A 24,514-nucleotide genomic window follows, 5' to 3' on the forward strand; every position below is an offset into this window, starting at 1 on the left:
CTCAGGCTTCGGGGGACGCCGCCGGGCACCGGCCCGGTGCACCCGGCCGAGCCGCGGAGCGCCCAGTAGGATCGCTCGTCGTGCAGGAGAACGAGGCGACCCCCGCGACCGGACCCACCGCCTCCGTGGAGCTCACCACGAACGGCGTCGGCCCCTGGCAGGGCGAGCGGCCCGAGGACGACCGCCTCGACCCGGAGCTGCTGGAGCGCGGCGACGCGCGCAACGTGGTCGACCGCTTCCGCTACTGGCGGATGGACGCGATCGTCGCGGAGCTCGACCGCACGCGGCACCCGTTCCACGTCGCGATCGAGAACTGGCAGCACGACATGAACATCGGCTCGATCGTCCGCAGCGCCAATGCGTTCGGCGCGGAGGGCGTCCACATCGTCGGCCGGCGGCGCTGGAACAAGCGCGGCGCGATGGTCACCGACCGCTACCAGCACGTCCAGCACCACGAGACGGTGGCCGACCTCGTGAAGTGGGCCGCGGAGGCGGACGTGCCCCTCCTCGCCGTCGACAACGTCCCCGGCTGCGTTCCGCTCGAGACCTACCGGCTCCCCGAGCGCTGCCTCCTGCTGTTCGGACAGGAGGGACCCGGCCTCTCGGAGGAGGCGATCGCCGCCTCGGAGGCCGTGCTCGAGATCACGCAGTTCGGCTCGACCCGGTCGATCAACGCCTCGGCGGCGGCAGCCGTCGCGATGCACGCCTGGGTGCTGCAGCACGTCCGCTTCTGACCCCCGCGAGCCGCGGTGCCGTGTCAGGAACCGGCGCCCGGCCCGCTGCCGGGCCGCCGGGACTCAGACCGCCGAATCCGGCGGGAACTCCGACTCCAGCGGCTCCGACGACAGGAGCTCGTGCACCCCGCTCAGCACCTCGTCCGGGCGGAACGGGTAGCGCTCGATCTCGGCCTCGTCGCTGATCCCCGTCAGCACCAGCACGGTGTGCAGGCCCGCCTCGATGCCCGCGACGATGTCGGTGTCCATCCGGTCGCCGATCATCCCGGTGTTCTCGCTGTGCGCGCCGATCTTGTTCATCGCCGAGCGGAACATCATCGGGTTCGGCTTGCCGACGACGTACGGATCCTTGCCCGTCGCCTTCGTGATGAGCGCCGCGATAGCTCCCGTCGCCGGGAGCACGCCCTCGGCGCTCGGCCCCGTCGCATCGGGATTGGTGACGATGAAGCGCGCACCCGCGACGATCAGGCGGATCGCCTTCGTGATCGCCTCGAAGCTGTAATTGCGGGTCTCGCCCACGACCACGTAGTCCGGCGCCGTCTCCGTCATGATGAAGCCCGCCTCGTGCAGCGCGGTGGTGATCCCCGCCTCGCCGATCACGAACGCGCTCCCGCCCGGCTTCTGCGACGCGCAGAAGTCCGCCGTCGCCAGAGCGCTCGTCCAGATCCGCTCCTCCGGCACGTGCAGCCCCGACCCGCGCAGCCGCGCCGCCAGATCCCGCGGCGTGAAGATCGAGTTGTTCGTCAGCACCAGGAACGGCGTGCCCGAATCGGTCCACTCCTGGATCAGCTCGGGCGCGCCGGGGAGCGCCTTGTTCTCGTGCACCAGCACGCCGTCCATGTCCGTGAGCCAGGCCTCGACTTCACTGCGGTTCGTCGCCATGGGTCGATGCTATCGGCGGCACCCCCGCGCACGACGGCGACGACCGGCGAACCGCCCGGCTCCCTCCGCTGACGCCCCTGTGGAGGGACGACCGCCGTGCGCCGGACGGCCGGACCCCGGACCCGCACAGCCGCGAGCGGGATAGCCTGGGAGGCATGAGTGGCGAGAACCTGCTGGGCCCCGAACCGACCCTCCTCCCCGACGAGCCCGCGGTCACCGCGGCCCTCGCGAAGCACGCGAACCCGGGAGCCGTCGAATTCGCCGCCCTCGCCGCCGCCCACCCGCGCTCCCCGCTGGCCTGGGCACTGCTCGCCGACAGCGTCTGGGGCATCGACGCGGCCCTCCCCTCCTACGCCTACGCCCGCGTCGGCTACCACCGCGGTCTGGACCTCCTGCGATCCGCCGGCTGGCGCGGCCAGGGTCCCATCCCGTGGCGCCACGGACCCAACCGCGGTTTCCTCCTCGCCCTCTACGCCCTCCGCCGCGCCGCCGACTCGATCGGCGAGACGGAGGAGGTCGCGCGACTCACCCATTTCCTTCAGCAGGCCGATCCCGCCGCCATCGACGAGATCGAGCGCTATCACGAGGACGCGCTTCCCCCCACTGCCGCCATCGTCATCCTCGGCAACGACTAGGCGGCGCCGGGGACGCGGTCCCGGGGGCGTCGGGCTCGGAGGCCGACCCGGAGGGCTTGAGGCGGAGTCGCGATCCCGTCCACCCGCAGTCCTGCGCATCGTCTCCTGTCGGCGTGCCACCCGCCGGCGAGGATCCGGCGGAAGCCCGACCGCTCAGGTCCTCCTCGTCCCTTCCCCTGGGTAGTGTTCGCTCCTGTGACGCTCTTCTCGGACCTCCCCGTCCTTCCCGTCCTCAGGCGCGCACGCGAGCGCGATCGCCTCGCGTCCGCGGAGGCGGGCTGCTGGGCGTGACACGGTCGGCCGGGGAGGCTCCGGTGAGCCGGTGGCGCCTGCGGGTCGCCGGGACCACGGCGGTCCTCGCCTTTCTGCTCCTGCTCGTCTGCGCCGATCCCTTCGGATCGGACTCCTCGCGGCAGTTCGTCCGGATCGCCCGCTCCCATGATCCGACTGGTCTCGTCCACGCCCTGGGTGGAGAAGGGATCGCAGTCTGCGCTCTCGCCTCACCGGCTGCAGCGGCGGCAGCCGCGCTGGTGGCCTCGAGCAGCCGTCGCCCCTTCGTCCCCGCACTCGGAGTGCTCGCGCTGCTCGAGGGGGCGTCGACCGTCGAGATGATCGTCACTCCGCCGTCGGTCGGTGGCGTGCTGTACGGCCTCCTCTCGGTTCTCGCGGGCACGGCGGTCGGGGCGCTGGTCGGCACGATCCTCCGACGAGTCGTCCCGAATCGATCCGCCGCACGCTCACTGCGGATCCTCTGGCGCACGTGGCTCGCCGTCCTCCTCGCCGTCGCACTGCTCGCCGCGGTGGCGGTGCCCCTCTTCGTCCGCCCCGTTCTCGATCCCGTGGGGGGAGCCGATGCGCTCGTGGTGCTGGGTCCTGCTACTGATCGCAGGGTCGGCCGTGCGCTCGCTCTGCTCGAGGAGCACCGGGATGTCACCCTCGTGCTCTCGACTCCGCGCCTGGAGAACGGTTCGTTCGCCCGAGCCGAATGCGATGCCGGCGAGGAGGTCAGAGTCGTCTGCTTCACTCCCTCCCCGTTCACTACGGGCGGTGAGATCTCCGAGCTGAACACGCTCTCCTCGGAGTACGACTGGACCTCGGTGGCACTGATGACCTCCACTCCGCATGTGACCCGGGTCCGCACGATCGCGTCTCGCTGCCTGCGCACACCGTTCTCGGTCGGCTCGGTCGACGAGCCGCGGCGGGTGAGCGAGTGGACTCTGGCGGTGATCTATCAGGTGCTGGCGTTCGGCAAGCTGCTGATCCTGCAATCCTGTGAGAGCGGCCGCTCGTGAAGAAGGATCCGCCCCTTGGGCCCCCCTTCTAGGGGCGGAACCATGGATCCGCGTCGTCGTTCCAGGAAAACGACAGAGTCTCCTCTGCTTCCCTCCGCGGTCGGGGGGTGCGGCCGTCGACAGCCGATGGCGGGATGATCCGAGCATGAGGAGATGACGACGACTCTCGAAACAGGACCCGGATCCCGCCGCACGTTCCTCCGCTACGGAGGGGCCGCGGCCGCGGCCGCCGTCGTCGCCGCACCCGCCGCGGAAGCCGCGGACGAGACTATACCTGCGACCCGCGTCAACGGAATCCACAACTACCTCGAATTCGCCGGGACCACTGACGAGGACAAGCTCCGCGCCGCGATCGACTATTTCGTCGCCGCTCGCCAAGAGGTCACGTTGACGATCTCGAAGAGCTTCAAGATCACGCGCACCCTCGTGATCGACTCCTCGTACATCTCGCTCGAGTTCACCTGCGGTCCGCTGAATGCGACCGCCATCACCAGCGGTCCTGCTCTCACGGTGATCGGCAGTGCCACGTCCGGCTACCCCAACAACAGGGCGGCGATCACCGGACTCCGTCTGCTGGGGCCGGGAGCGTCCGCGACGGCCAGCACCGGAATCCTGTTCAACACCGACAGCACGACTGCCGCCACCACGCGCGGGCTCGGACTCTGGGGCCTGGAGATCTCGGGCTTCGGGACCGGCGTGTCCTTCGAGAACGATGCGTTCCTGATCAGCTTCTACAACTTCCACATCTTCCGCTGCAGGACGGCCGTTTCCATGCCCGCAGGCAGAGTCAACTACGGCGAGAACATCAAGTTCATCGGCGGTGGTATCGGCACCAGCACCCTCGGCGTCTACAACGCCAACCCGAACGGCGAGCTGCACTTCGTCTCGACGTCGATCGACTTCTGCGTGCAGGCCGTGAAGGTCGACGCGGGTCGGGTGATCCTGCACCAGCCGCATATCGAGATCAACGAGAGCGGCGCGAACTCCACGCTCTCGCAGTTCGTCACCGGGTCGAGTACAGCTGCGCAGATCTCGATCTCAGGCGGACACCTCTTCTTCCATCAGGTCCCGGTGGCCAACTACCTCTTCGAGACCACTGCAGGAGGGTGGGGCGGCGGAATCCAGGTCCATCAACTGTCGATGTTCAATACGCAGATGAAATCGGGATATCTCGCCGGTGGCACTGCGAAGGTCCGTATCAGCCAGCACGTCACCTCGGACGGGAACGGCAGCGGTTCGGGGCAGGGGTCGATTCTGCATTCGAAGGCGGCGAACAAGCTCGTCGACGGGAACTTCTCTCTCGCAGCGCCCGTCGACGCGTTCCTCAACGGCGCCGACGCGACGAGCCGCACCACCAGCCCGTCCATGACGCTGACCACCAGCGGCAACCAGCTGCTGATGACCCGAGTGGCCGGCGGTCCCGGTCCGGCGGTCTCCATCGACGTCCCCGTCACAGCGGGGCTGCTGTACGGCGTCGACTTCACCATCGCGGGATCCACGTCGACGGGCACGATGTACGTGTCCGAATCCTTCGTCGCCGTGACCGGCGTGTCCTCGTCGGGGATCCCGATCGTCGCTCGGAGCAGCGCTCGCCCGGTGTCGAATCTCGACCTCGCCGGCGCGAACGCGCAGGCTCCCTTCCGCAAGACCTATCAGCAGACGACCTGGAACCGGGTCGCTCCTGCGTGGGCGACGCACTTCCGGCTGCGGTTCACCTTCGGATCGGTGACAGCAGGAGTGACTCGCTTCTCGGAGATCGTCATCACCGAACTCTGACGGGGGCGGCGGGTGACGGACCTCGAGAAACCCGACTGGTAGCGTCAGACCATCCCTCGCCGGCCGAGGTCGTCCGCTCCGTCGCCGAAGCGGGCGTGTCGCGGTCCGATCACAGGCCGTGGTGCCCTCTCCCAGGTCGTCTCGTGGTGCCCGGGGCGGTCCGCCGAAGAGACGAACGAAGGAGAAGCACGCGAATGATCCGGGCGCTCTTCTCCGTGAAGGACTTCTCCGGCTCGAGCAACCCCTACATCGAGCTGCTCGTCGGTTCGTTCCCGGCGTCGGTGGAACCGGTCGCGTTCACCTGGCGACGTGCCCTTCTCGGGCGCTACGACGTCTTCCACGTGCACTGGCCGGAGTACCTCTTCCGTGCCCCGCGCGGTCCGCGCCGCTGGCTGAAGTCCGCCCTCGCCTTCGGGCTCATCGCCCGGCTGCTCGCGTCGGGGACGCCGGTCGTCGTGACGATGCACAACCTCCGACCGCACGAATCGGGCAGTGCCGTCGAGACTCTCCTCGCGCGCTGGCTGGACCGGCTCACGGACGTCCGCATCTATCTGAACGAGTCCGACGAGAACGACCTGGACCGGGGAGTCGTCGTCCTGCACGGCGCCTATCCGGAGTCGGCCTCTGTCCCGGGCCCCCGTGAAGCGGGTCGGCGCATCCTGTTCTTCGGGCAGATCCGGCCCTACAAGGGACTCGAGGAGCTGATCGCGGCCTTCAGCGCACTCACCGACGGCGAACTCGTCATCGCCGGCGCGGCCGCTGTCCCCGAGTACGCCGACGAGGTGCGCAGAGCGGTCGGAGCCGACGGTCGCGTCCACCTGCGGCTCGGCCACATCGACGACGCCGAGCTGGACGAGCTCCTGGCAGGCGCGGACCTCGTCACCCTGCCGTACAAGTACCTCTACAACTCCGGAGCCGCGCTGCTCGCCCTCGGCGCGCGGAAGACGATCCTGGTCCCGGCGACCGGATCGACGCGGGCCCTCGCCGCGGAGGTCGGGAGCGGCTGGGTGGAGCTGTTCGACGGCCCCGTGTCGCCGGCGGCGTTGGAGGCGGGCCTCGAGCGAGCGCGCCGGCACGGAGAGAGGGAGCGACCCGACCTGTCCAAGCGCGAGCGTTCCCTCGTGGGAGCGCTGCACGGCGCCGTGTACGAGGCGCTCGTCGCTGCAGGCCGAGGTCGAGGACGAGGCGGGAAGGGGAGGAGAGCGGCGACGCTCGCTCGCCTCCGCGCAGACCCCCGCTTCCTCCGGCATTCCGAGCTGAATCGATGAACGAGCCGCAGGGAGTCGAATGAGGCGTTCAGCGCCGAGCCGCCGTTCACGTACCAGGACTACTTCGAGGGGACAGGACGGACCGGGTCGGAGTACACCCTCTTCGATGATCTCGACTCCGCCGTGGCTCACGCGACGCGGATCCGGCTGCACTCCTAGACGCCCGCTGGCTGCGTGGGATCCGGCGCCCCTGCTGGACGCCTTCCCGATCGACCGCTGGCGGCGCTGAGGACGGGCCGTCAGCGCCGCACTCGGCGCGGTGCCGCCAGCACCGCGTCGAGCAGCTGTGCGAGGTCGGCGGCGCGACGGTGCCAGCCGTACTGCTCCGCGTAGACCGAGCCCTCCCGGTTGGGTCCCGACGCCGCAGCCTCCAGCGCGGACCGCAGCCCGTTCTCTGCGCCCGCAGGGTCGTCGTAGAGCCAGACGCCAGGGGCGGAGCGGGCTCGCAGTGCAGGGGAGGCGGACGAGACGATCCTGAGGCCGGCGGCGAGGTACTCGAAGTACTTCATCGGGCTGCGACCCGCGTTGCCCGGGTCGTCCGAGAGCGGGAGCAGCCCGACGCGGGCGCTCTTCAGCAGCGCGGGCGCCCGGGAGTAGGGCACGGCGCCGAGCAGCTCCACGTTCGCGGGCAGCGTCTCCACGTTCTTCGGGAGCGGACCGGCGAGTCGGAAGGGGACGTCAGGGAACGCCGAGGCGAGCATCCGGACTCCTCCCCAGTCGAAGCGGCGGTCGAGCGCCCCGAGGTAGACGACTCCCGCACGCTCGGCACCGAGACCGTGGAACCGCTCGTACTCGACTCCGTTCTCGAGGACCAGCGTGCGCTCCGGCGCGGCCACTCCCTCGGAGACCGCGCGCAGCACCGGCTCCGACGTGGCGACGAGAGCGTCCGCCCGCTCGAGGAGCTCGATCTCCGCCGCCCGCATCCCCGGTTCGAAATGAGCGTCCGTGGGCCGGTAGACGACACGCTTCGGCTGCAGGAGCTCGAAGAGCGGCACGCCCATCAGGGGCTGGTCGACGATGAGGACATCAGGACGCATCGCCCCACTGGGCGCCCGCCAGGGCCGCAGCGGCACCCGCAGAGACGGCGTCCGCATCCGCGCCGGGAGCGATCCCAGTGGGGCGACGGTGAGCGGTTCGGCGTGCACGACGCCCGCCGCGTCCGTGCGTGGACCTCGCAGCGCAAGACCGAAGCGGGCCCGCACGGTGGCGTCCCGCAGGCGCCCCGCGTGCAGGAGCGAGGACGGCGTCGAGACGTGCGTCACCGTGTTCCCGAGGCGCGAGAGCTCGCGAGCCAGGTGGTGGCTCCCCACTCGGAAGACCCCGACCTCGGCGGTGTGGCTCGCGAAGACGATCTTCACGGGCGCCCGACCGGTCCGGAGGCGTCGACGAGGAGGTCGACGAGTCGTCCTCGCTGCATCCGCAGCGCCGACACGGAGTCTCCGACGCGCCTCCAGTAGTCGGACGGGTCCTCCCGCAGCTCAGCGATCTGGTCGCGGATGAGCGAGAGATCGGCGTCGAAGGCGTTGTGCACGAACCGGTCGATCCCGAGGTCGTCGTAGGCACCCCAGCCCTTCCGCTCGTAGCTCAGATGGACACTCGGAACGCCGCTGCGGATGGTCTGGATGCTGCCGTGCAGCCGGACCGAGACCACGACCGCCGGCCGATCCGCGACCCCGCTGCCGACCGCGTCGCGGAGCAGGCGGAATGGCCCTTCGTGGCCGAGCCGCTCGTAGAACTGCGGATCGTTGTTGCCGCGAGCGGTGGCTTGAGCGAGCAGCTCCGACTCCGGATCGCGCGCGAGGGCGTCGATCCGCGACTCGTAGGCGGCACGTCGCGACCGGCTCGAGGACAGCGCGCGGGCGACGATCCCGACGGGCCCGGGAGCTCCGGCCCGCACGACGGTCCTCGGATCGAACTCGTCGGGGAGGCCCAGAAGGGCCATGTCCGGAGCGCGGTGCACGTTCGCGAGGCCGGACAGCTCCTCGACGGAGCGGTCGTCCCGGGCGAAGACCCCGACGGCGCGGGCCAGTCGCGCCGCGATCACACGGCGGGTCCCGAGATTGAGCGGCCCGATGCTCTGCGGAAGGTAGACGAACGGAACGCGGTCGCTGCGCCGGGGCATCTGGACGAAGTTGGTGCACATCATCTTGACGACTTCGACGGGATTCTTGGTGCGGAGGTAGCCGCCCCCCACGCCGACGACGAGGTCGGACCCGGCGATCGCCCGGGCGTAGCCGGCGCTCCGGCGGCCGGAGAGCAGCGCGACCCCACCGCGTCGCAGCGTCTCGAGGCTGCCGATGCTGCCGGCACGGCCGGTGAGGGGGTGCAGGACACTCTCGTAGAGCTCCTCGTCGAAGCTCGCGGGATCGAGGGCGACGAGCGTGATCTCCGCCATCGGCAGGGCCGAGAGGACCAGCTCCCGCGCCTCCTCGACGAGCAGGCCGTCGCCGGAGTTGGTGGTGCTGTAGGCGTGGACGATCGTGACCCTCACCGCGCGGCCTCCTCGAAGACGCGAGCATGCGCTGCGATGGAGTCCGACCAGTGGAATCGTCGAGCGTTGATCAGACCCCGGCTCCGCAGGTCGTTGCGGAGGGACGGATCGGCGACGATCTCGCGCATGTGATCGGCGATCGCCGTCGCGCCGATGTCGGTGAGCGTCAGCGCCGCGCCGCCCGCCACCTCGGCGAGCGACCCGCGATCGCTGCAGATGACGGGAACGCCGCACGCCATGGCCTCGACGACCGGGAAGCCGAAGCCCTCGTAGGTGGAGGGGAAGCAGAAGGCGAGCGCTCCCCGGAGCAGCGGGACGAGCGCCTCATCCGGTACGCGGCCGAGGTAGCGCACGCCGCGGGTTCCGCGGACCGCCTCGAGGATCGCGTCGCTCTCCCACGCCGGAGCGCCGGACACCAGGAGCGGCACCCCCGTCTCGTCGAAGACCTTCGAGGCGGCTCGGCACAGCTCGATGATGTTCTTGCGGGGGTCGAGGTTGCCCGCGTAGAGGAAGTACGGGCCGTCGATCCCCAGCTCGTCGAGCGCGACGGAGTCCTGGTCGGTGGAGCGGGTGTTGAACGTGTCGTGGTCGATCCCGTGCGGGATGGTGACGATCTTCCCGGCGGCGTCGGGTGCGACAGTCGCGATGTCCCGGGCGGAGGAATCGGAGACCGTGATGATCGTGGTCGAGAGTGCTGCGAGACGCGCGACGCGCAGGCGCCACAACCGGTCGGAGCTCCGGCTGCGCACATCGTCCACGTGGAGTGTCGCCAGCCCGTGGATCGTGCCGACGATCGGGAGGCGGCTCGGAACCAGCGGCCCCGTGTCCGCGGGGAAGTGGAGGACGTCGATCCCGGAGGGGCGGAGCCTCGGCAGCACGAGTCCCTCATAGGCGCCGTAGACGGCGCTGCGGGCTCGGCCCCCCTCGATCGGAGGTCGGGACAGCACGTGCTGCACGCCGTGTCCGGCGAGCCCGCTGTAGACGGTGCGGGCGTATCGGGTGTTGCCGCCGACCTGTCTGTCGAGGACACGGGCGGAGACGAGCACTGTCGTCATGGCTTCCTCCTCCGAGGGGCGGTCGGCAGCAGGCCGAGGTAGAGCCGCTCGAGCATCTGCGACTGGTGCTGCACGGTGTTCAGGGCGAGGGCGTGCTCGGCGGCGGCGACGAGACGGGAACGGGCCGCCGGGTCCTCCAGATCGCCCCAGTACGACGCCACATCGTGGGGGGAGTGCGCGACCAGGGGCAGGCCGAGGCGATCGAAGGCGGGGATGTCCCGCACGACGAGGGCCAGCCCCATGCCGTGCGCCTCCAGAACGGCCATCGGCATCCCCTCCCACTGCGCGCTGTGCAGGTACACGTCGGCATCGCCCAGTCGGCGGAGCGCCTCGTCGCGGCTGAGCCAGCCGGTGACGTGGACGCCGGCCTGGTCGAGGGCGGTGCGGTGACGCCCCTCGCCTCCGCCGATCCACGTCGCGTCGACGGAATGGCCGGCGGCGCGCACGGCCTCCACGGCCTCGGCGAAGAATCGGGGATCCTTGTGCGTCGAGAGCCGACCGGCGCCGACGAGGCGGAGAGGCCTCGGCCCGCCGGGGCGAGTGGCGGGCGGGAGCGAGGCGGGCACCGAGTTGGGGACGTGCACGACCTCCGCCCGGCTGAACGGCCACCGGCTCAGACGGGCCTCGCGAGCTGAGCAGGCGGCGAACACGGTGGTGTTGAAGGCGAGGACGCCCTCGAAGACCCGGAACGCCGCCCGGGCGGGCAGCGGGAGGTCTCGGCGCTCGAAGCCGTAGCAGTGCGGCGTGTAGACGATCGGACGTCGCCGGCCCGCCCGGACCGCGAGGCGCGCGTACGCTCCGCCGAAGCTGGAGTGCGCGTGCACGACAGCGCCCGGCATTCCGGCCAGAACCGTTCGCAGAGCGCGGACTCGGGCGACGTGCCCTGTCGGCAGCGCCGTCACGCCTGCGAACGACGCGAAGGCGCTCTCCGGTACCGGAGAGTCCTCCCGCGGTGAATACACGAGCCTGTGCTGGAAGGCGGGCGTGGCCGCTACGTAGTCGCTGATCGCCGACGCGGTACCTGCGCCGAAGCTCTCCGTCACGTGCACGATCGTGCGCTCGCCTTCGCGCCAGTCCTCAGCGAGTGTGGATCCGCTTGTCAACCGTTCGCGCCCTTCCGGCTTGGCCGAGCCGTGGAAGGCTCCGGTCCCTGTCGATGACCATCGGACAGGATCCCTCACCGACCACGCGGTCCGTCGGCATGACTCCGTGAGCGATCCTATGTGCTCCCGGCCGACGGTATGAGGTCGAAAGGGGACCACCTCCGGGGGACCGGGACCGTGGTTAGTCTGTAGTCCTACAGAGCTGAACGGAGCTGCTGCAGGAGACGATCGATGCTCGATCACGTCGGAGATGAGGCGCGCGATGGCTCGAGGGGGCGCTGCGACCGCGACGACGCGAGAGGGCGCGGCGCGTCTGGATGTCGTCCAGCGGCTTCTGTTCCTCGCCATCGTCTTCATGCCGTTCCAGCAGGCGCTCACCATTCAGGTCGGCTCTCCGCTGAAGATCACCGAGATCGCCGTCATCCTGGCCATCGGCTTCTCCGTGATCACCGTCCAGAAGGACCGGTACACGCCGGTGGGACGGGAGATCGTGCTGGGGCTCGGTGCGCTGGTCGTTCTGGCGACGATCTGGGCATTCCTGTTCAAGCAACCCGAGGTTCCAGCCGCCTACGGCTATGACCTGGGCTTCACCAACGACATGATCCTCTACTGCGGATACGCTCTGCTGGCCCTCGCGGTCTGGTGGTACGTCGGCCACCGACTGGGATTCCAGGACATGGAGCGGGCTCTCTCGATCGCCGTCCGCCTCGCTTTCGTCTTCTGCGCGATCCAGCTGGCCCTCCACCTCGCCGGGGTCCCGCTGCCCGCTCTCCTCAACTCGACGATTCAGATGGGGGCGACCTTCGGCGTCAGCCTGCCGAGGAACGGCCCGTTCCTCGAGGGGAACTACCTCGGTTTCTTCGCCGGGATCGCGCTGTTCGCCTGCCTGCGCCGTCGCGACCGCATCGGAATCGCCGCCGCCGTCGCCTGCCTCGTCTACTCGCAGTCGACGTCGGCACTGATCGCGACCGTCTCTGCGGCGGTCCTCACGGCGACGCTCCGCCCCCAGCGGGGAGTGGGAGTGCAGATCTTCAGCGTCGGCGCGCTGGGCGCGGTGATCGTCCTGCTCGTTCCCGCCCTGCAGCGCTTCGTCCTCGCGCAGCTCTCGAAGCTCGGACTGGGCACAGGCGCCGTCGACGTCGGCACCCGCTCGCTGAACGTCCGATCCCAGTCGTCGAGCACGGGCTTCACCATGGCCGCGGACAATCCGCTGTTCGGAGTCGGACCCGGCCGGTTCGGCGTGTGGAGGACCGACTACTCCCAGGCGGTGGCGGGGCTCACCTCGAACGGCGCCTCTCGCGGTCTCGCGAACAACGTCTACGCCCAGCTCGCTGCCGAGACCGGAGTGATCGCCCTGGCCCTCTTCGCCGTCCTCCTCGTGATGCTGATCGTGCGGGGATATCGGCGCAACGGGACGGCACTGGGTCTGGGGGTCTTCCTCGCCGTCGCTCTGGCCTCCGCCCCCGCGTGGACCGCCTTGACCGTGTGGATCGCGCTGGCGTACGCCGCATCGCTCGCCTCCGAGCCGCTGCCGGCGACGACCTCGATCGCCCGGTCCGGCCTCGACTCGGAGCGACGGGCAGCGGCGGTGTCGCGATCCATGGCGGTGCGTCCGGCGCCGTCCACCGGTCGGCACCGGCAGTTGTCGGATCGACGGTGAGCTCCGCACCCGCGACGACCGAGCTCTCCCTCGATGATGCGGTACACCTCGCACACGCCCTCACCGCGCACCTCTCCTCCACGCACGGGCTCCGCGCCCTGTTCATCAAGGGGCCCACCGCCCATGCACAGGGCATCCGCACGAGACGCGTGTCCAGCGATGTCGACGTGCTCGTCCACCCGGCGGACGTCCAGCGCCTCGTCGACCTGCTGGCCGAGCGCGGATGGATCCCCCGGCCCGACCGCCCGGCCCCGCGCGCTTACCCGGTGCACTCCGTGACCCTGTTCCATCCGCAGTGGACCTGCGACATCGACGTGCACGACCGCTACCCCGGATTCTTCGCAGAGCCGGAGGAAGTCCTCGACGTGCTGTGGACGTCGCACCGGACCGTGACGATCGCGCACAGGAGGGTCGCTGTGCCCTCCCCGGTCGCGGGCGCGGTCGTCGTCGCGCTCCACGCGCTGAAGGATCCCCTCCTTGCCCGGAGCACGTCCGAGCTCGAGTCGGTCATCGGGTTCCTCAGGGGCGCGAGCGAATCGGACCGGGAGGCGCTGCTCCTGCTCGTCGAGAGCACCCGCAGCGCCTACCCCCTCCGCCCGGTGCTCCACGCCCTCGGGCTGGACGTGCCGGACGACCTGGCCGTGCACGAGCGCCGGTTGTGGGATCTGCGGGTGGCCGGAACGGGGCGGTCCAGCTATCACTGGGCGCTCGCCTTCGTCGAGGCCACAGGGAAGCGGCGCATCGTGCTGATCGTGTCCGCGCTGACGACCGTGATCGGTCTCACACGCCGGGCGCGCCGGAGGGCTGCGGAGACGGGGATGGTCCGCTTCGATCGGCCGTCGTTGTCAGATCTGCGGGCGTTCCTCGGGCTCGTGCGCTCGCTCGCCGCCGATCGTCGACGCCGTCGCCGAGAGAATGCGACCCACTCGTGACCACCGTCGATCCGGGAGCTCTGGATCACGCCGTGTGGGCGCGATCCGATCAGCTGGCCTTCGTCGAGGACGACGCGCAGGCGGTGCTGCTGAACCTGTTGTCGCCGTTTCCCGTGCCCCTCGTGCTGAAGGGCACGGCGCACGCGATCTGGAGAAGGCTCGAGCATCCGTCCACGACCGTCGAGATCCTCGCGGGGCTCGCCGACGAGTTCGGCGTCCCCCGAGAGGTCCTCGAGGAGGACGTGCTCAGTTTCCTCCTGGAGCTGAGCACAGCAGACGTGGTCCACAGGCTGCCCTCGCGCTGAAGGTGAGACATCGTGCAGCAGTGTGCGCCGTGCGGGGGGTGTGAACGGCGGTCGTGACGGCGGCCTTTCCTCCGTACTGTTCGGGAATGGGAGCATCATCGCGGGATCGAGGACGACGGGCGCTTCTGAGCCTGACGGCGGCAGCGGGCGCGGGCGCCGTGACGGCGGTGGCGACGGCCCCCCCGGCGACAGCGGCCAACGCCTTCCCGGACGCACGGCTGGACGGCTTCCGGGACTCGACCGAGTTCCCGGGAGCGACTGCTGAGCAGCGGCTCCGGGCCGCTCTCGACGCGGCTCACGCCCTCGCGACCGAGTCCTTCCTGGTCGTCTCCGAGCCCGTCGTGCTGACAGCACCCTTGACGATCGACCTCTCGCGTGTGTCGATGGAGTTCGCCGGAGGCGATGTCGATGCGACGGCGGTGTCGGGATCGGCGCTCGTCCTCACCGCCTCCGAGGCCTCCGATGATGCGCCGCACACGCGCGTGAGCCTGCGCGGACTGCGCCTCACGGGTCCCGGCCGAGCGGCTCCTGGATCCGTCGGCCTCGAGCTGTCCTCGGCGACAGGCGTCCGAGGCGCAGGACTGTACGGAGTGGAGATCATCGGATTCGAGACGGGTGTCCGGTTCGGTCCCGGCGCCGAGCATCTGCGCCTCTTCCACGTGGCCGTGGAGGAGTGCGGCACGGGCGTCCTGGTCGCCGGCACTGCCCCTGGGGCGAATCTCGCGATGGTCGGCGGTTCTGTGCGCTCGTGCACGACGGGACTGTCCTCCGCGTCGACCAGTGGCGAGCTGCACACGACGTCGCTGGCCATCAGCGGATGCGATCGCGCGGTCGAGGCTTCAGGGGGTGCCGTCACGCTGCACGCTGCGACCGTCCGCCTGACCCCGGCGAGCACGGTCAGCGCGTTCTCCACCGCTGCGACGACGACGGCCAGGATCAGCATCAACGGCGGCACGGTCTCCGCCGCCGCCCCGCTGGCGGCGGCCACAGTCTTCGAGACGGCTCACAGGAGCTGGGGAGGCGGGATCGTCGTGACGAGCACCTCCTTCCGCAACGTCGCTCCGGCATCGGGCTACCTCGTCGGAGGGACCGGACTCGTCCGGTTGGCGGACGTCTCGATCCTGGACGAGCCCTCCGTCGTGCCGACCTCGGTTCTCGTCCACCGCGCCGCGAACCGGCTCGTCGATGGAGCCTTCGATGTGGGCACGGTCGCGGACGCGTACCTGGACACTCCGGACGCCACCTCTCGGAGTGCGAGCCCGTCGGCCACGCTCGCCGTCGCGTCAGGGCGGCTCCTGGTCCGGAAGACAGGCACCGGACAGACGAGTCTCTCGTTCGATGTGCTCAGCAGACCCGGGCGGGTCTACGCCGCCGACCTCGTCATCGGACAGGCCGCTGCGAACGGGTCGATGATCGTCTCGGAGTCCTTCGTCACCGTCTCCGGTCGTGACGCCCGCGGCATCCCTGTCACCGTCCGCTCGGAGCCCGTCTCCTCGACGACGCAGTCGATGGCGGCGATGGCCGCGGCACTCCCGTTCCGGGTAAGACCCGCGACCGGCGTGGATCGCCAGGCGCCGTCCTGGGCGTCGCATTTCCGCGTGACCGTCGGCCTGAACGACCCCGCCGCGGGAACGGTCGGCATCGACGACGCGGTCGTCACCGAGATGTGAGGACCGGCCGCTCGCGCGGTGGCCCGATGCGTCAGTGGGCGCCGCCTCCGGGGGCGACGACGGCCTGCACGGTTCTCGCGAGCAGCGCGAGGTCCCCGGTGAACGACCAGTTCTCCACGTAGTACAGATCCAGTCGGATGGCGTCCTCCCAGGAGAGCGTCGACCGCCCGCTGACCTGCCAGAGCCCGGTCATGCCCGGCTTGACGTTGAGGCGCCGGCGCGCGGCCTCGTCGTAGAGCTCGACTTCTCCCGCCACCTGCGGCCGCGGCCCGACGAGCGACATGTCGCCTCTCAGCACGTTGAAGAGCTGAGGGACCTCGTCGATCGAGTACTTGCGCATGAAGCGTCCGATCGGTGTGATGCGAGGGTCGTCAGTGATCTTGAACAGTGGTGTTCCGGACGTTCCCTGAGCGGCGAGCAGCTCGGCGAGCTGATCATGAGCGTTCACCACCATCGAGCGGAACTTGATCATGCCGAAGGGCTTGCCGTTGATGCCGATCCGCGTCTGGCGATAGAACAGGGGCCCCGAGCTCGTCAGCTTGACGGCCAGTGCGACCGAGGCGATGAGAGGCATCAGCACGGCGATGAGGCTCAGCGATCCGACGATGTCGAGGGCACGCTTGCGGGCCTGCTTGCTGCCCTCGAATCGAGGTGTCTCGATGTGCACGAGAGGAAGGCCCGCCACCGGGCGCATGTGGATCCTCGGTCCGCTGATGTCGGTGAGGCTCGGCGCCATGACCAGGTGCTGGCGCCTCGGCTCGAGACTCCAGCTCAACTGTCGGATCTGCTCGGGTGGCAGGTGGTCGCTGCTCGTGATGATGACGGTATCGGCGCCGGTCCGGTTCAGGATGCCCGGCACCGCATCCACCGTGATGTTCTCGAAGACAGGCACCCCCCACCCGCTCACCCGATCGCTGGCCAGATCCTCGGGGATGCACACGCCGACAACGAGATACCCGGCCCCGGTGGCGCGGACGAGCTCGCGGTAGATGTGCTCGACGCTCCGTGGCGAGCCGACGAGGACGACGGAGGAGGAGTACCGGCCCGCGCTGCGCTGCTGCCGCAGCCACACCCTCCAGGCTCCGCGTCCGAGCCAGAGCAGGACGAGGCCGAGCGGGAGCGCGGTGATGATGTACCCGCGGGCGAAGCCGATCTGGCCGAGGTAGGCGACGCACGTGATCACGGCGAACAGCAGGAGCGTCGCATCGAGGATGCGCTTGTACTCCGTCACCTCTCCGCCGAGGACACGGTCTTCGCGTGTGGCGTAGAACTTCAACAGGGCGGCCCACAGCACCACGATCATCGAGGAGACGATCCAGTAGTTCGCGAGCAGGCCCGCGATCTCCGGCTGATGGCCGGCCACGAACAATTCTCGGCTCTCCACTCCGAACCAGAAGAACTGACTGCTGAAGACCGAGAACACGATGACGAGGACATCGGTGATGACGAGTTTTCTGGCCACTGCTCGGGACCAGGAGCTCCGGCCCTTCTCGGAGGAAGCGCTCTTCGTGGAAGTGGGTGTTTGCAGTTTCACCGTGTGAGCCCTGTCTGCGACTGACCGCTGTTCTCTCGCATAAGCGACCTGCCCTCAGCGTAGTGGTCGGGCGTCGTGCTCCTCCGTCCTGAGCGAAGCTCCGCGCAAAGGCCCCTCCTAGGGGATGCTCTCGGCTATTCCGACTATTCCCCGACGATGAGGACGCGCTCGGACCTCCGTTGTGCGCCGTCGACGACCGCTCGGACGTCGGCGGCGGAGACGTCCCGAGCACGGGGAGTCGAGGTGGTTCGGCGGGTCGGATCCGTCGGGCGGCTCAGGTCTCTCGGCTCGCGCGGTCGGCGCTCGTGCGTCCGGTGCTGATGCGGTGTCGCGGCGTCCCGCCGCTGTCGATGGGGCGTGACGCGCAACGGCAGGAGAAGACTCGGGAGAGGCGCCGCGAGAGCTCGCGAGGGGAGACCGGCGGACGATCGTCGGGCACCGACGGCGGGCACTTCGTCGCCGGCAGGGACGAGCAGGACGCTTCCGCTGCCGGAAACGACGACGGCACACTCGTGCTCATCGAGACGGACAGGTGCTGCGCCGGAGTGCTCCTGGGCGTGGAGCCGAGATCGGCGCATGCGTCTGCGGTCATCGGCTCCGGCCACGGCCGCGGCCAGGCGCCCGTGGTCGGGCGCTCCGGGGGCGAGTGCCTCGCCGGCGGACGATCCTGCCTCGACGGGGAGCTGCTCGGAGCCGATGACGAGCCGTGTCACGGCTTCCCGGGGCGCTTCCGCTCTCCGTTCAGGACGTCGCGGATCGCTCGGGTCGTGTCGGGTTCGGGCCGGTGAGCGCGACCGGGGATCGAGGCCCTGTCCCCGTCCGCCCGAGCCGGTCGTCCTGTGAGCGAGGCATCCGCTCGCACGAGCGGGTCCGGTGACGTCCTCCCTCGGTGATCGAGGGGAGGACGTCACCGGACCCGCGAGTCCTGCTCGGGGGGCGCGCCGTCGTCAGGGCGCCCCCTGGTGATCAGCTCAGCCGCAGAGTGCCGCGCCTGCCACGTAGAACGCGCGGATGCCGATGTTCGGCGTCGAGGCCGACGCCACGCTGGTGACGTTCGTGATCGTGACGACGGGGCTGCCGGTGCTGTTGCTGTCCCACGTCCCGGGGTTGCTCAACGGGGTGCGGTAGTACTGGTTGTTGTCACCGATCACGTTGATCCAGTTGCCGCCGATCTCGACTCCGAGGTCCTTCGCCGTGCGTCCGGCCGGAAGTGCGGTGAGCTGGGTGCCGTCCTGGTCGAACACAGCGGCCGTCGTCGCGAAGATGCGACGCGTCGCGCCGAAGACCTGGGTGTCGGCGGCGACCTGACGCAGCCCGGTGACTGTGGCGAGGACCTGCGTCCACGGCGACCAAGACGCTCCGGCCTCGATGGTCTTCGTCGCCTCCCAAGCCGTCCCGTCGGTCGCGACGAGCGACACCCGCCACAGGCTGTCGTCGCTGAACGACACGGCGATGTCGAGGACAGTGCGGCCTCCGGGCGCGGCCGCGAGCGCGACGCCGTCCCAGTCGTACACCGTGCTGCCGCTGGCCGAGAACAGGCGGGCTCCGCGGTCGCCGCCGGCGATGATCAGACCGTCATCCGCCGCGATGCTGGTCATGCCGATGCGGATGGGGGTCGTCGTGTCCCACTCGTAGAAGCCGCCGGAGGGGGCGGTGTGCGAGTAGACGTCGCCGTCCTGGGAGACGACGTAGCTCAGGTAGGTCGCAGACGCAGCCGTGTCACCGACGCCGGTCCACGCGACTGCGAAATCGACCACAGTGGTGACAGCTTCCGGCATCTCGGACTCGACATTGTTGCGACGTCCGCGGAAGGTCGAGGTGCGGGTGCCGCTGGTGCCGTTCACGATCGCTGCGGTGGTCGCATCGGCCACGGGAACGGTCGGCTGGGCCGGATTCACCACGCCTGCTGTCGTGGCCGTGATGGTGCCCGTCTGGCTGACTCCGGCGGTGGCGAAACGCAGACCGTTGAAGCCCTCCAGGAGGAGGCTTCCGCCGGCACCCGTGAACAGCGTGCGAGGTGTGGCCGTGCCGTCGTACCAGCGCAGCGCGGTCGGCAGAGTCACCGTCACCGCGATGCCTGCGGCGGCCGGAACTCCGGAATCGCTCACCTGGAGGTAGGCGTTGAACGGGTTGCAGCTGCTCGTCGTGTAGGAAGTAGTGGCATCGCCACCCTCCTGGTCGACGAAAGCGACCGTGCGCACGGTCACCGGGGCCGATGCGGCGGCGAGCGGCGCACCGATCGCCGCGACGACGACGGGAGTGGTCCATGCGGCCGCCTGCAGGACGGTCCGGCGGCCGGGAACCGCATTGCGAGCCGGAACGGGCGAATCAGAAGGGGACGTGTTCGACATAATATGCCTCTCTGGTTGGACGAATGGCCTGCGGATCTTCAACGAACGACCTGAGCCGTAGACGGCAGACGTTCCCTCGGAAGATCCACTGCTCATGTCGCAGCGTCCCGAGAGTTTTTCCGCGACGATTGATTTCGCGAGAGGGCTGTCCTTCCCGCGGCAGGCCTGAGACTACTGCACACCAAGTAATTCCACGCAACGGGGTTCGACGATCTCGAGACAGATGAGAGAGGCTCCGAAACGGCGGCGGAACGACTATCCGCCTCACTCCGAGGTCGCCCTGTTCTGCCGCAAGAGAGATGATTGATCGACAGGTGAGGCGCAGAGCCGTCTCCCGCTTGTGTTCCTTCTCTCTCCTGGCGGATCGATCGGGCCGTGAGTCCGGCCGGATGAGGCGCTCCGGTGTCGGCTGCCCGGATGCGTCTCCCCGCTCGCTTTCCCGCCCGAGGAACCCCTACAAGGCCGATCGGAGGATGGCCTCTACGGCCTTCGTGATTCCGTCACCAGGCGCGCACGGGCAGGACCGCCTCCCGAGGGCGTCCTCCTCGTTCAGGTGCAGCGTCTCCGTCGGCTGCACGGCCTCGTCGTGATCCGACTGATCGGCCTCACCTCGGCCGGGCGCGGGCTCGTTCGCGGATCCCCGGCGGCGAGAGGAGGATCGCCGGCGCATCCGCAGTCGCTCATCGACCCATCAGGACGTCCGCTCCGTTCCGGCTCCTCCGACGCTGCCGTCGCGTCGTCCGACCTCGGCGCCGGAGCGGCGGCGACGGGCGCCGCTCCGATGGGACTCGGGTCGGGTCCGGTGAGCGGGCGCGTTCCGCCTCCGGCGCAGTCGGGTGCGGGAGGATGATCGGATGGACGACACGGCGGTACGGCGGCTCCTCGAGGGGCTCGCGGGGGCGGAGGCGAGCTTCCCGTTCGGCCCGGGCACGCGGGTGTGGAAGGTCGCCGGGAAGGTCTTCGCGCTCGAGTCGGAGCGCTTCGAGCGCCCCGTCGTGAGCGTCAAGGCGCTGCCCGAGAACGTGGTGCACCTCGTCGCGGGGGTCGAGGGCATCGAGCCCGGGTACCACCTGAACAAGAAGCACTGGGTGACCGTCGATGCGGGCGGGGCGGTGGAGTCCGGGCTGGTGCTGGAGCTGATCGAGGAGTCCCACGCGATCGTCGTCGCCGGACTGCCCAAGCGGCTCCGGCTCGCCCTCGGCGGCACCGCCGCCGGCTCGCTGAACGAGGACCGCTGAACGCCGCCCGCCCGGCGCCGCCCTGCCGCAGCGCCCCCGCCGCGGCAGAGGCTCGCGGGGCGCGGCCTACAGGCCGTAGGAGCGGAGGTACGCGGCGGTGTCGTGCCAGCCCTCGACGGCGAAGCACTCGACGCCCATCGCCTTGACGGGGTAGTCGTTGCCGTCCGGGTCGAGGCGGTCGCCGACGAAGATCATGTCGTCGAGAGGGATGCCCGTCAGCTCGGTGAGCTTGTTCATCCCGTACGCCTTGTCGATGCCCTTCCGGGTGATGTCGACCGACGTCGAGCCGCCGGAGCGGACCTCGAGGTCGGGGAGCACGGCCTGCACGTTCTCACGGAGGGTGTTCTTCTTCTCGCCGTCCGGGTCCCAGGCCTGCTTGACCTCGACGGGCGCGGACTGGCCGAGGGCCGAGAAGGTGATCTGCGAGTCGCGGTCCTCGAGGATCGGGCCCCAGGTCTCGGACTCCCAGTAGCCGAGCTCCTTCGCCTTCTCCTCGACGGCGGCGAGCGCGCGCGACTTCTCGTCCTCGGTGAGGTTCTCGGCGTAGATCTGCGCCCAGTCGCCGTTCTCGTACCGGTAGTACTGCGTGCCGCAGGTGGGCATGAGGTGCAGCTTCGCGAGCACCTCGGGGTCGGCGCCCTCGAGGCGGTCGAGCACCTGCATCCGGAACTGGCCGATCTGGCCGCCCGAGATGATGCACACCTCGGTGGCCTGGAGCAGCTTCACGAAGAGGTCGGCCATCGCCGGGTCGACGGGGGACTTCGAGGCGGCGAGGGTGTCGTCGAGGTCGAAGGCCATCAGGCGGGGCAGGGTGCTCATGGAACTCGTTTCACGGTCTGCGGACGGGGCGGTAACGAGGATACGGGGCGCCGCCGGAACGCGCGCGCGGTCGGCGCGAGCGGGCTCCGAGCGCAGACTGGGGGGCATGACCGCCGCCACAGCGCCCGACGGAGGACGCCGCTCCGTTCTGCGCACTCTCGCCCGCATCCTCCTGGGCCTGCTGCTCGTCACGGCCGGCACGGCGCACCTGACGGTCGCGCGTCAGGCCTTCCAGGCGCAGGTCCCGCCGTGGCTGCCGGCCGACCCGGACCTGGTGGTCGTCGCGTCGGGCGTCGTCGAGATCGCGCTCGGGCTCGCGCTCGTCGTGCTCGTGCGGTGGCGCGTGATCGTGGGAGTCGTGGTGGCCGCGTTCTTCGTCGCGGTCTTCCCGGGGAACATCTCGCAGCTGGTGACGCGGACGCCGGCGTTCGGCCTCGAGACGGACGCGGCGCGCGCGGTGCGGCTCGTCTTCCAGCCCCTGCTGGTGGTCTGGGCGCTCTGGTCGACCGGGGCGTTCTCGGCCTGGCGGGCCCGCCGGTCGCGACGCCGCGGGGACTGAGCCGCCGGTCCGCGGCCCGATCGTCCCGCGATCCTCCGGAACGGCGAACGGCGGCCGGCGGGAGACCCCGCCGACCGCCGCCCGTGCCCTGCTCGGCTAGGCCGCGAGGCGGCGTCGCGCGACGACCAGCGCGAGACCCGACAGCAGCAGCACGAGGGCTCCGCCGATCAGGCCGGCCGCGTCGGCGCCGGTGTTCGCGAGCGAGCCCGGGCCGGAGCCTCCCGCGACGGGGGCCGCCGTGGTGGTGGGGTGCGGCGACGGAGCTGTGGTGGGCTGCTCCGTCGGGGTGCCGGGCTCGGTCGGCGCCGGGGTGACCGGGACCTCGGCGGCGGGCTCCGTCGTCAGCGACCAGTTGGGGTCGTAGAAGTCGGCCTGGTCGATCACGCCGCGGGCGGTCGACCAGTCGATGAGGAGCTGGCGGATCTCGAGACGCTCGTCGTAGACGAGCGGTGCCTGCGCGACGGCCGGGTAGGCGCCTCCGCCGCTCTGGCGGTAGTTGTTGACCGCCATCACGAAGCGATCGTCGTCGGCGACCGGGGTGCCGTCGGCGTGGGCGAGACCGCGGATCCGCGAGCCGGCGGGCTGGGAGACGTCGATCACGTAGTCCAGGCCCGAGATCGCGTCGTAGTTGTAGTCCGGGATGCCGTCGGGGCGGTCCTCGGTCGTCGCGTTGGTGCCGGTCTCGGGGTCGAACACGGCGCCCTCGGCGGTCTGCACGAAGTAGCGGGCCGAGAACTCGAGGTAGTCGCGCACCTCGGCTCCGGTCAGCTCCACTCCGCGGAGGGTGTTCTCGTAGATGTACAGGCCCGCGATGTCGCGGATGCTGACCTGCCCCTTCGGGAAGACGGCGGTGCGCGAGAACGGCGACGCCTGCGAGATCACCGGCAGGTCGGCCCACTCGGTGCCCTCGAGCGCCGACTCGACGGTCTCGGCCTGGACGGTGTTGATGAAGTCGATGATCGGGGTGTCCTCGTAGCGCGAGGTCGCGGCCGAGAGCTCCTCGACCGAGTCGGCGACGGGGGTGTTCACGTACTCGATCGTGGCGGCGTGCTGCTCGGCGAGGGCGTCGACCAGTGCGGGCGACTCCTCGGCGATGTCCTTCGCGTAGACGGGCTGCGTGACGGGTGCGTTCCCGGCCGACCAGTCGACCTCGAGGCCGCCCGCGGCGTCCGGCACCAGGTTCAGGGTGACCTCGGTGAGGCCCTGCGCCCAGAACTCGGGCTGGGTGACCAGCACCTGCTCGCCGGCGACGTTGGTGAACAGCGTCTGCGGCAGGTCCTTGTGGCTGTGGCCGGCGACGACCACGTCGATGCCGGGGACCTGCGTCGCGATGTTGTTGACGACGTCCTCGTTGAGGTCGGCCGGGTCGTACTCGGCGTCCGGCACCGTGCCCTGGCCGGTGTGCGCGAGGACGACGACCACGTCCGCCTGCTCCTGCACGATCGGGACCCACTGCTTCGCGGCGGCGACCATGTCCTGGAACTCGAGGACGCCGTCGACGTACTGCTTGTCCCAGACGCGGACGCCGGGGGTGACGAGGCCGAGGACGCCGACGGTGACCGTCTTCCCGTCGATCTCGCGCTCGATCAGCGTGTAGGGGTCGTGGTACGGCTTGCCGGTGGCGACGTCGACGACGTTCGCGCCCAGCAGCGGGGCGTTCAGGTCGCCCTCGTACGCGCTGAGCATGTCGAGCCCGTAGTTGTACTCGTGGTTGCCGACGACCTGCGCGTCGTAGCCGATGGTGTTGAACGCGGTGGCCATCGGGTGCGTCGTCTCGCCGGAGAGGACGCCCGCGGCGCCGTCGCCGAGGCCGTAGTAGTAGGTGAGCGGCGTGCCCTGGATCGCGTCGCCGTTGTCCATGACGAGCACGGACTCCTCGCCCTTCTCGGCGCGGAGGCGGTCGACCTCGGTCGCGACGCGGGTGAGGCCGAGCGCACCGTCGGCCGGGTACGGCGCGTTCGCGAAGTAGTCCCAGTCGTAGACGTGCCCGTGCGTGTCGGTCGTCGACACCAGGGTGAGCTCGACGCCGTCGTCGAGAGGGGCGGCCGAGGCGATCGGAGCGGCGGTGGCGGCTCCGAGTGCGACGACGGCGAGGAGGCTTGCGGCGCGGAGTCTGCGCATCGTGGTCCTGTTCGCGTGATGAGTGGAGTGTGAACGTCCTCGAATCTATGCGCCGCGTGTGAACTGCGCATGACGGGATCGAGAGCATT

At 70.1% G+C, this 24,514-nt stretch carries 20 protein-coding genes; 11 read left to right on the forward strand and 9 right to left on the reverse strand.

From position 1 onward, the window contains the following. Positions 1-80 precede the first annotated feature (80 nt). Positions 81-734, forward strand: a complete 654-nt coding sequence (locus C5C57_RS04495) for a TrmH family RNA methyltransferase (protein WP_104297344.1) — start codon at positions 81-83, stop codon at positions 732-734. A gap of 63 nt (positions 735-797) precedes the next feature. On the opposite strand, the gene C5C57_RS04500 is transcribed toward C5C57_RS04495, so the two are convergent. Beyond that, the gene (locus C5C57_RS04500; protein WP_104225721.1) at positions 798-1,616 is read right to left on the reverse strand and encodes an HAD-IIA family hydrolase; all 819 of its coding nucleotides are present in this window, start codon (positions 1,614-1,616) and stop codon (positions 798-800) included. A gap of 155 nt (positions 1,617-1,771) precedes the next feature. On the opposite strand from C5C57_RS04500, the gene C5C57_RS04505 reads away from it, so the two are divergent. The 4 genes from C5C57_RS04505 (at position 1,772) to C5C57_RS04520 (ending at position 6,587) form a co-directional block, all read left to right on the forward strand. Continuing rightward, entirely contained in the window at positions 1,772-2,251 is a 480-nt protein-coding gene (locus C5C57_RS04505) for a DUF3151 domain-containing protein (RefSeq protein WP_104222800.1), read from the forward strand. A 314-nt stretch (positions 2,252-2,565) separates the two neighbouring features. Further along, on the forward strand, positions 2,566-3,543 hold the full coding sequence (locus tag C5C57_RS04510; RefSeq protein ID WP_104297345.1) for an ElyC/SanA/YdcF family protein: 978 nt from the start codon (positions 2,566-2,568) through the stop codon (positions 3,541-3,543). Between the two features lie 153 nt (positions 3,544-3,696). Then, positions 3,697-5,319: a twin-arginine translocation signal domain-containing protein gene (locus C5C57_RS04515; RefSeq protein ID WP_104222798.1), complete on the forward strand. Its 1,623-nt coding sequence runs from the start codon at positions 3,697-3,699 to the stop codon at positions 5,317-5,319. Between the two features lie 194 nt (positions 5,320-5,513). Further along, the gene (locus tag C5C57_RS04520) at positions 5,514-6,587 is read left to right on the forward strand and encodes a glycosyltransferase (RefSeq protein ID WP_104222797.1); all 1,074 of its coding nucleotides are present in this window, start codon (positions 5,514-5,516) and stop codon (positions 6,585-6,587) included. Between the two features lie 239 nt (positions 6,588-6,826). Here the strand turns inward: C5C57_RS04520 and C5C57_RS04525 are convergent, their stop codons facing one another. Genes C5C57_RS04525 through C5C57_RS04540 form a run of 4 tightly spaced genes read right to left on the reverse strand, consistent with a single transcriptional unit; the run spans position 6,827 to position 11,617 of the window. Then, complete coding sequence (locus C5C57_RS04525; protein ID WP_104297346.1) at positions 6,827-7,945, reverse strand: glycosyltransferase; 1,119 nt, start codon at positions 7,943-7,945, stop codon at positions 6,827-6,829. After that, positions 7,942-9,078 carry a polysaccharide pyruvyl transferase family protein gene (locus C5C57_RS04530; RefSeq protein ID WP_181069090.1) on the reverse strand — a complete coding sequence of 379 codons (1,137 nt, stop codon included), beginning with the start codon at positions 9,076-9,078 and terminating at the stop codon, positions 7,942-7,944. Before C5C57_RS04530 ends, C5C57_RS04525 begins: the two co-directional genes overlap by 4 nt. Further along, a complete protein-coding gene (locus C5C57_RS04535; RefSeq protein WP_104225715.1) occupies positions 9,075-10,133 on the reverse strand; it encodes a glycosyltransferase family 1 protein in 1,059 nt (352 codons plus the stop codon). Before C5C57_RS04535 ends, C5C57_RS04530 begins: the two co-directional genes overlap by 4 nt. After that, entirely contained in the window at positions 10,130-11,617 is a 1,488-nt protein-coding gene (locus tag C5C57_RS04540; protein WP_104297362.1) for a glycosyltransferase family 4 protein, read from the reverse strand. The genes C5C57_RS04535 and C5C57_RS04540 overlap by 4 nt, the downstream gene beginning before the upstream one ends. On the opposite strand from C5C57_RS04540, the gene C5C57_RS04545 reads away from it, so the two are divergent. From C5C57_RS04545 to C5C57_RS04560, 4 genes are all read left to right on the forward strand, one after another. After that, complete coding sequence (locus C5C57_RS04545; RefSeq protein WP_181065640.1) at positions 11,499-12,896, forward strand: O-antigen ligase; 1,398 nt, start codon at positions 11,499-11,501, stop codon at positions 12,894-12,896. The genes C5C57_RS04540 and C5C57_RS04545 overlap by 119 nt on opposite strands. Then, complete coding sequence (locus C5C57_RS18005) at positions 12,893-13,828, forward strand: nucleotidyltransferase family protein (RefSeq protein WP_181027180.1); 936 nt, start codon at positions 12,893-12,895, stop codon at positions 13,826-13,828. The genes C5C57_RS04545 and C5C57_RS18005 overlap by 4 nt, the downstream gene beginning before the upstream one ends. Continuing rightward, the gene (locus C5C57_RS18010; RefSeq protein WP_181027179.1) at positions 13,825-14,133 is read left to right on the forward strand and encodes a PqqD family protein; all 309 of its coding nucleotides are present in this window, start codon (positions 13,825-13,827) and stop codon (positions 14,131-14,133) included. Before C5C57_RS18005 ends, C5C57_RS18010 begins: the two co-directional genes overlap by 4 nt. Positions 14,134-14,300: 167 nt before the next feature. Next, positions 14,301-15,803: a hypothetical protein gene (locus tag C5C57_RS04560; protein WP_146082353.1), complete on the forward strand. Its 1,503-nt coding sequence runs from the start codon at positions 14,301-14,303 to the stop codon at positions 15,801-15,803. A 31-nt stretch (positions 15,804-15,834) separates the two neighbouring features. On the opposite strand, the gene C5C57_RS04565 is transcribed toward C5C57_RS04560, so the two are convergent. Together C5C57_RS04565 and C5C57_RS04575 are read right to left on the reverse strand one after the other, a co-directional pair. Continuing rightward, entirely contained in the window at positions 15,835-17,265 is a 1,431-nt protein-coding gene (locus C5C57_RS04565) for a sugar transferase (protein ID WP_258063295.1), read from the reverse strand. A 1,043-nt stretch (positions 17,266-18,308) separates the two neighbouring features. After that, the gene (locus tag C5C57_RS04575) at positions 18,309-19,688 is read right to left on the reverse strand and encodes a hypothetical protein (RefSeq protein WP_146078822.1); all 1,380 of its coding nucleotides are present in this window, start codon (positions 19,686-19,688) and stop codon (positions 18,309-18,311) included. 854 nt (positions 19,689-20,542) lie between these two features. Here C5C57_RS04575 and C5C57_RS04580 point away from each other — a divergent pair. Beyond that, positions 20,543-20,926 (forward strand): MmcQ/YjbR family DNA-binding protein, encoded by a 384-nt coding sequence (locus C5C57_RS04580; protein WP_104222787.1) that lies wholly within the window; start codon positions 20,543-20,545, stop codon positions 20,924-20,926. A 66-nt stretch (positions 20,927-20,992) separates the two neighbouring features. On the opposite strand, the gene C5C57_RS04585 is transcribed toward C5C57_RS04580, so the two are convergent. Continuing rightward, positions 20,993-21,745, reverse strand: coding sequence for an HAD-IIB family hydrolase (locus tag C5C57_RS04585; RefSeq protein ID WP_104225711.1), 753 nt, complete (start codon positions 21,743-21,745; stop codon positions 20,993-20,995). Between the two features lie 106 nt (positions 21,746-21,851). Here C5C57_RS04585 and C5C57_RS04590 point away from each other — a divergent pair, with 106 nt between their 5' ends. Beyond that, positions 21,852-22,304 (forward strand): DoxX family membrane protein, encoded by a 453-nt coding sequence (locus C5C57_RS04590; RefSeq protein WP_104225710.1) that lies wholly within the window; start codon positions 21,852-21,854, stop codon positions 22,302-22,304. 96 nt (positions 22,305-22,400) lie between these two features. Here C5C57_RS04590 and C5C57_RS04595 read toward each other — a convergent pair whose 3' ends face one another. Continuing rightward, entirely contained in the window at positions 22,401-24,425 is a 2,025-nt protein-coding gene (locus tag C5C57_RS04595) for a bifunctional UDP-sugar hydrolase/5'-nucleotidase (protein WP_104273159.1), read from the reverse strand. Between the last annotated feature and the right edge of the window lie 89 nt (positions 24,426-24,514).

The sequence above is a fragment of the Rathayibacter sp. AY1C5 genome (assembly GCF_002931705.1).
GTDB lineage: Bacteria > Actinomycetota > Actinomycetes > Actinomycetales > Microbacteriaceae > Rathayibacter.

Excerpts from the sequence above, each read along its gene's own strand:
- C5C57_RS04500 (WP_104225721.1), bottom strand. The coding sequence starts at position 1,616 with ATGGCGACGAACCGCAGTGAAGTCGAGGCCTGGCTCACGGACATGGAC.
- C5C57_RS04505 (WP_104222800.1), top strand. The coding sequence starts at position 1,772 with ATGAGTGGCGAGAACCTGCTGGGCCCCGAACCGACCCTCCTCCCCGAC.
- C5C57_RS04515 (WP_104222798.1), top strand. The coding sequence starts at position 3,697 with ATGACGACGACTCTCGAAACAGGACCCGGATCCCGCCGCACGTTCCTC.
- C5C57_RS04520 (WP_104222797.1), top strand. The coding sequence starts at position 5,514 with ATGATCCGGGCGCTCTTCTCCGTGAAGGACTTCTCCGGCTCGAGCAAC.
- C5C57_RS04535 (WP_104225715.1), bottom strand. The coding sequence starts at position 10,133 with ATGACGACAGTGCTCGTCTCCGCCCGTGTCCTCGACAGACAGGTCGGC.
- C5C57_RS04545 (WP_181065640.1), top strand. The coding sequence starts at position 11,499 with ATGGCTCGAGGGGGCGCTGCGACCGCGACGACGCGAGAGGGCGCGGCG.
- C5C57_RS04540 (WP_104297362.1), bottom strand. The coding sequence starts at position 11,617 with ATGGTGAGCGCCTGCTGGAACGGCATGAAGACGATGGCGAGGAACAGA.
- C5C57_RS04575 (WP_146078822.1), bottom strand. The coding sequence starts at position 19,688 with ATGTCGAACACGTCCCCTTCTGATTCGCCCGTTCCGGCTCGCAATGCG.
- C5C57_RS04580 (WP_104222787.1), top strand. The coding sequence starts at position 20,543 with ATGGACGACACGGCGGTACGGCGGCTCCTCGAGGGGCTCGCGGGGGCG.
- C5C57_RS04585 (WP_104225711.1), bottom strand. The coding sequence starts at position 21,745 with ATGAGCACCCTGCCCCGCCTGATGGCCTTCGACCTCGACGACACCCTC.
- C5C57_RS04590 (WP_104225710.1), top strand. The coding sequence starts at position 21,852 with ATGACCGCCGCCACAGCGCCCGACGGAGGACGCCGCTCCGTTCTGCGC.
- C5C57_RS04595 (WP_104273159.1), bottom strand. The coding sequence starts at position 24,425 with ATGCGCAGACTCCGCGCCGCAAGCCTCCTCGCCGTCGTCGCACTCGGA.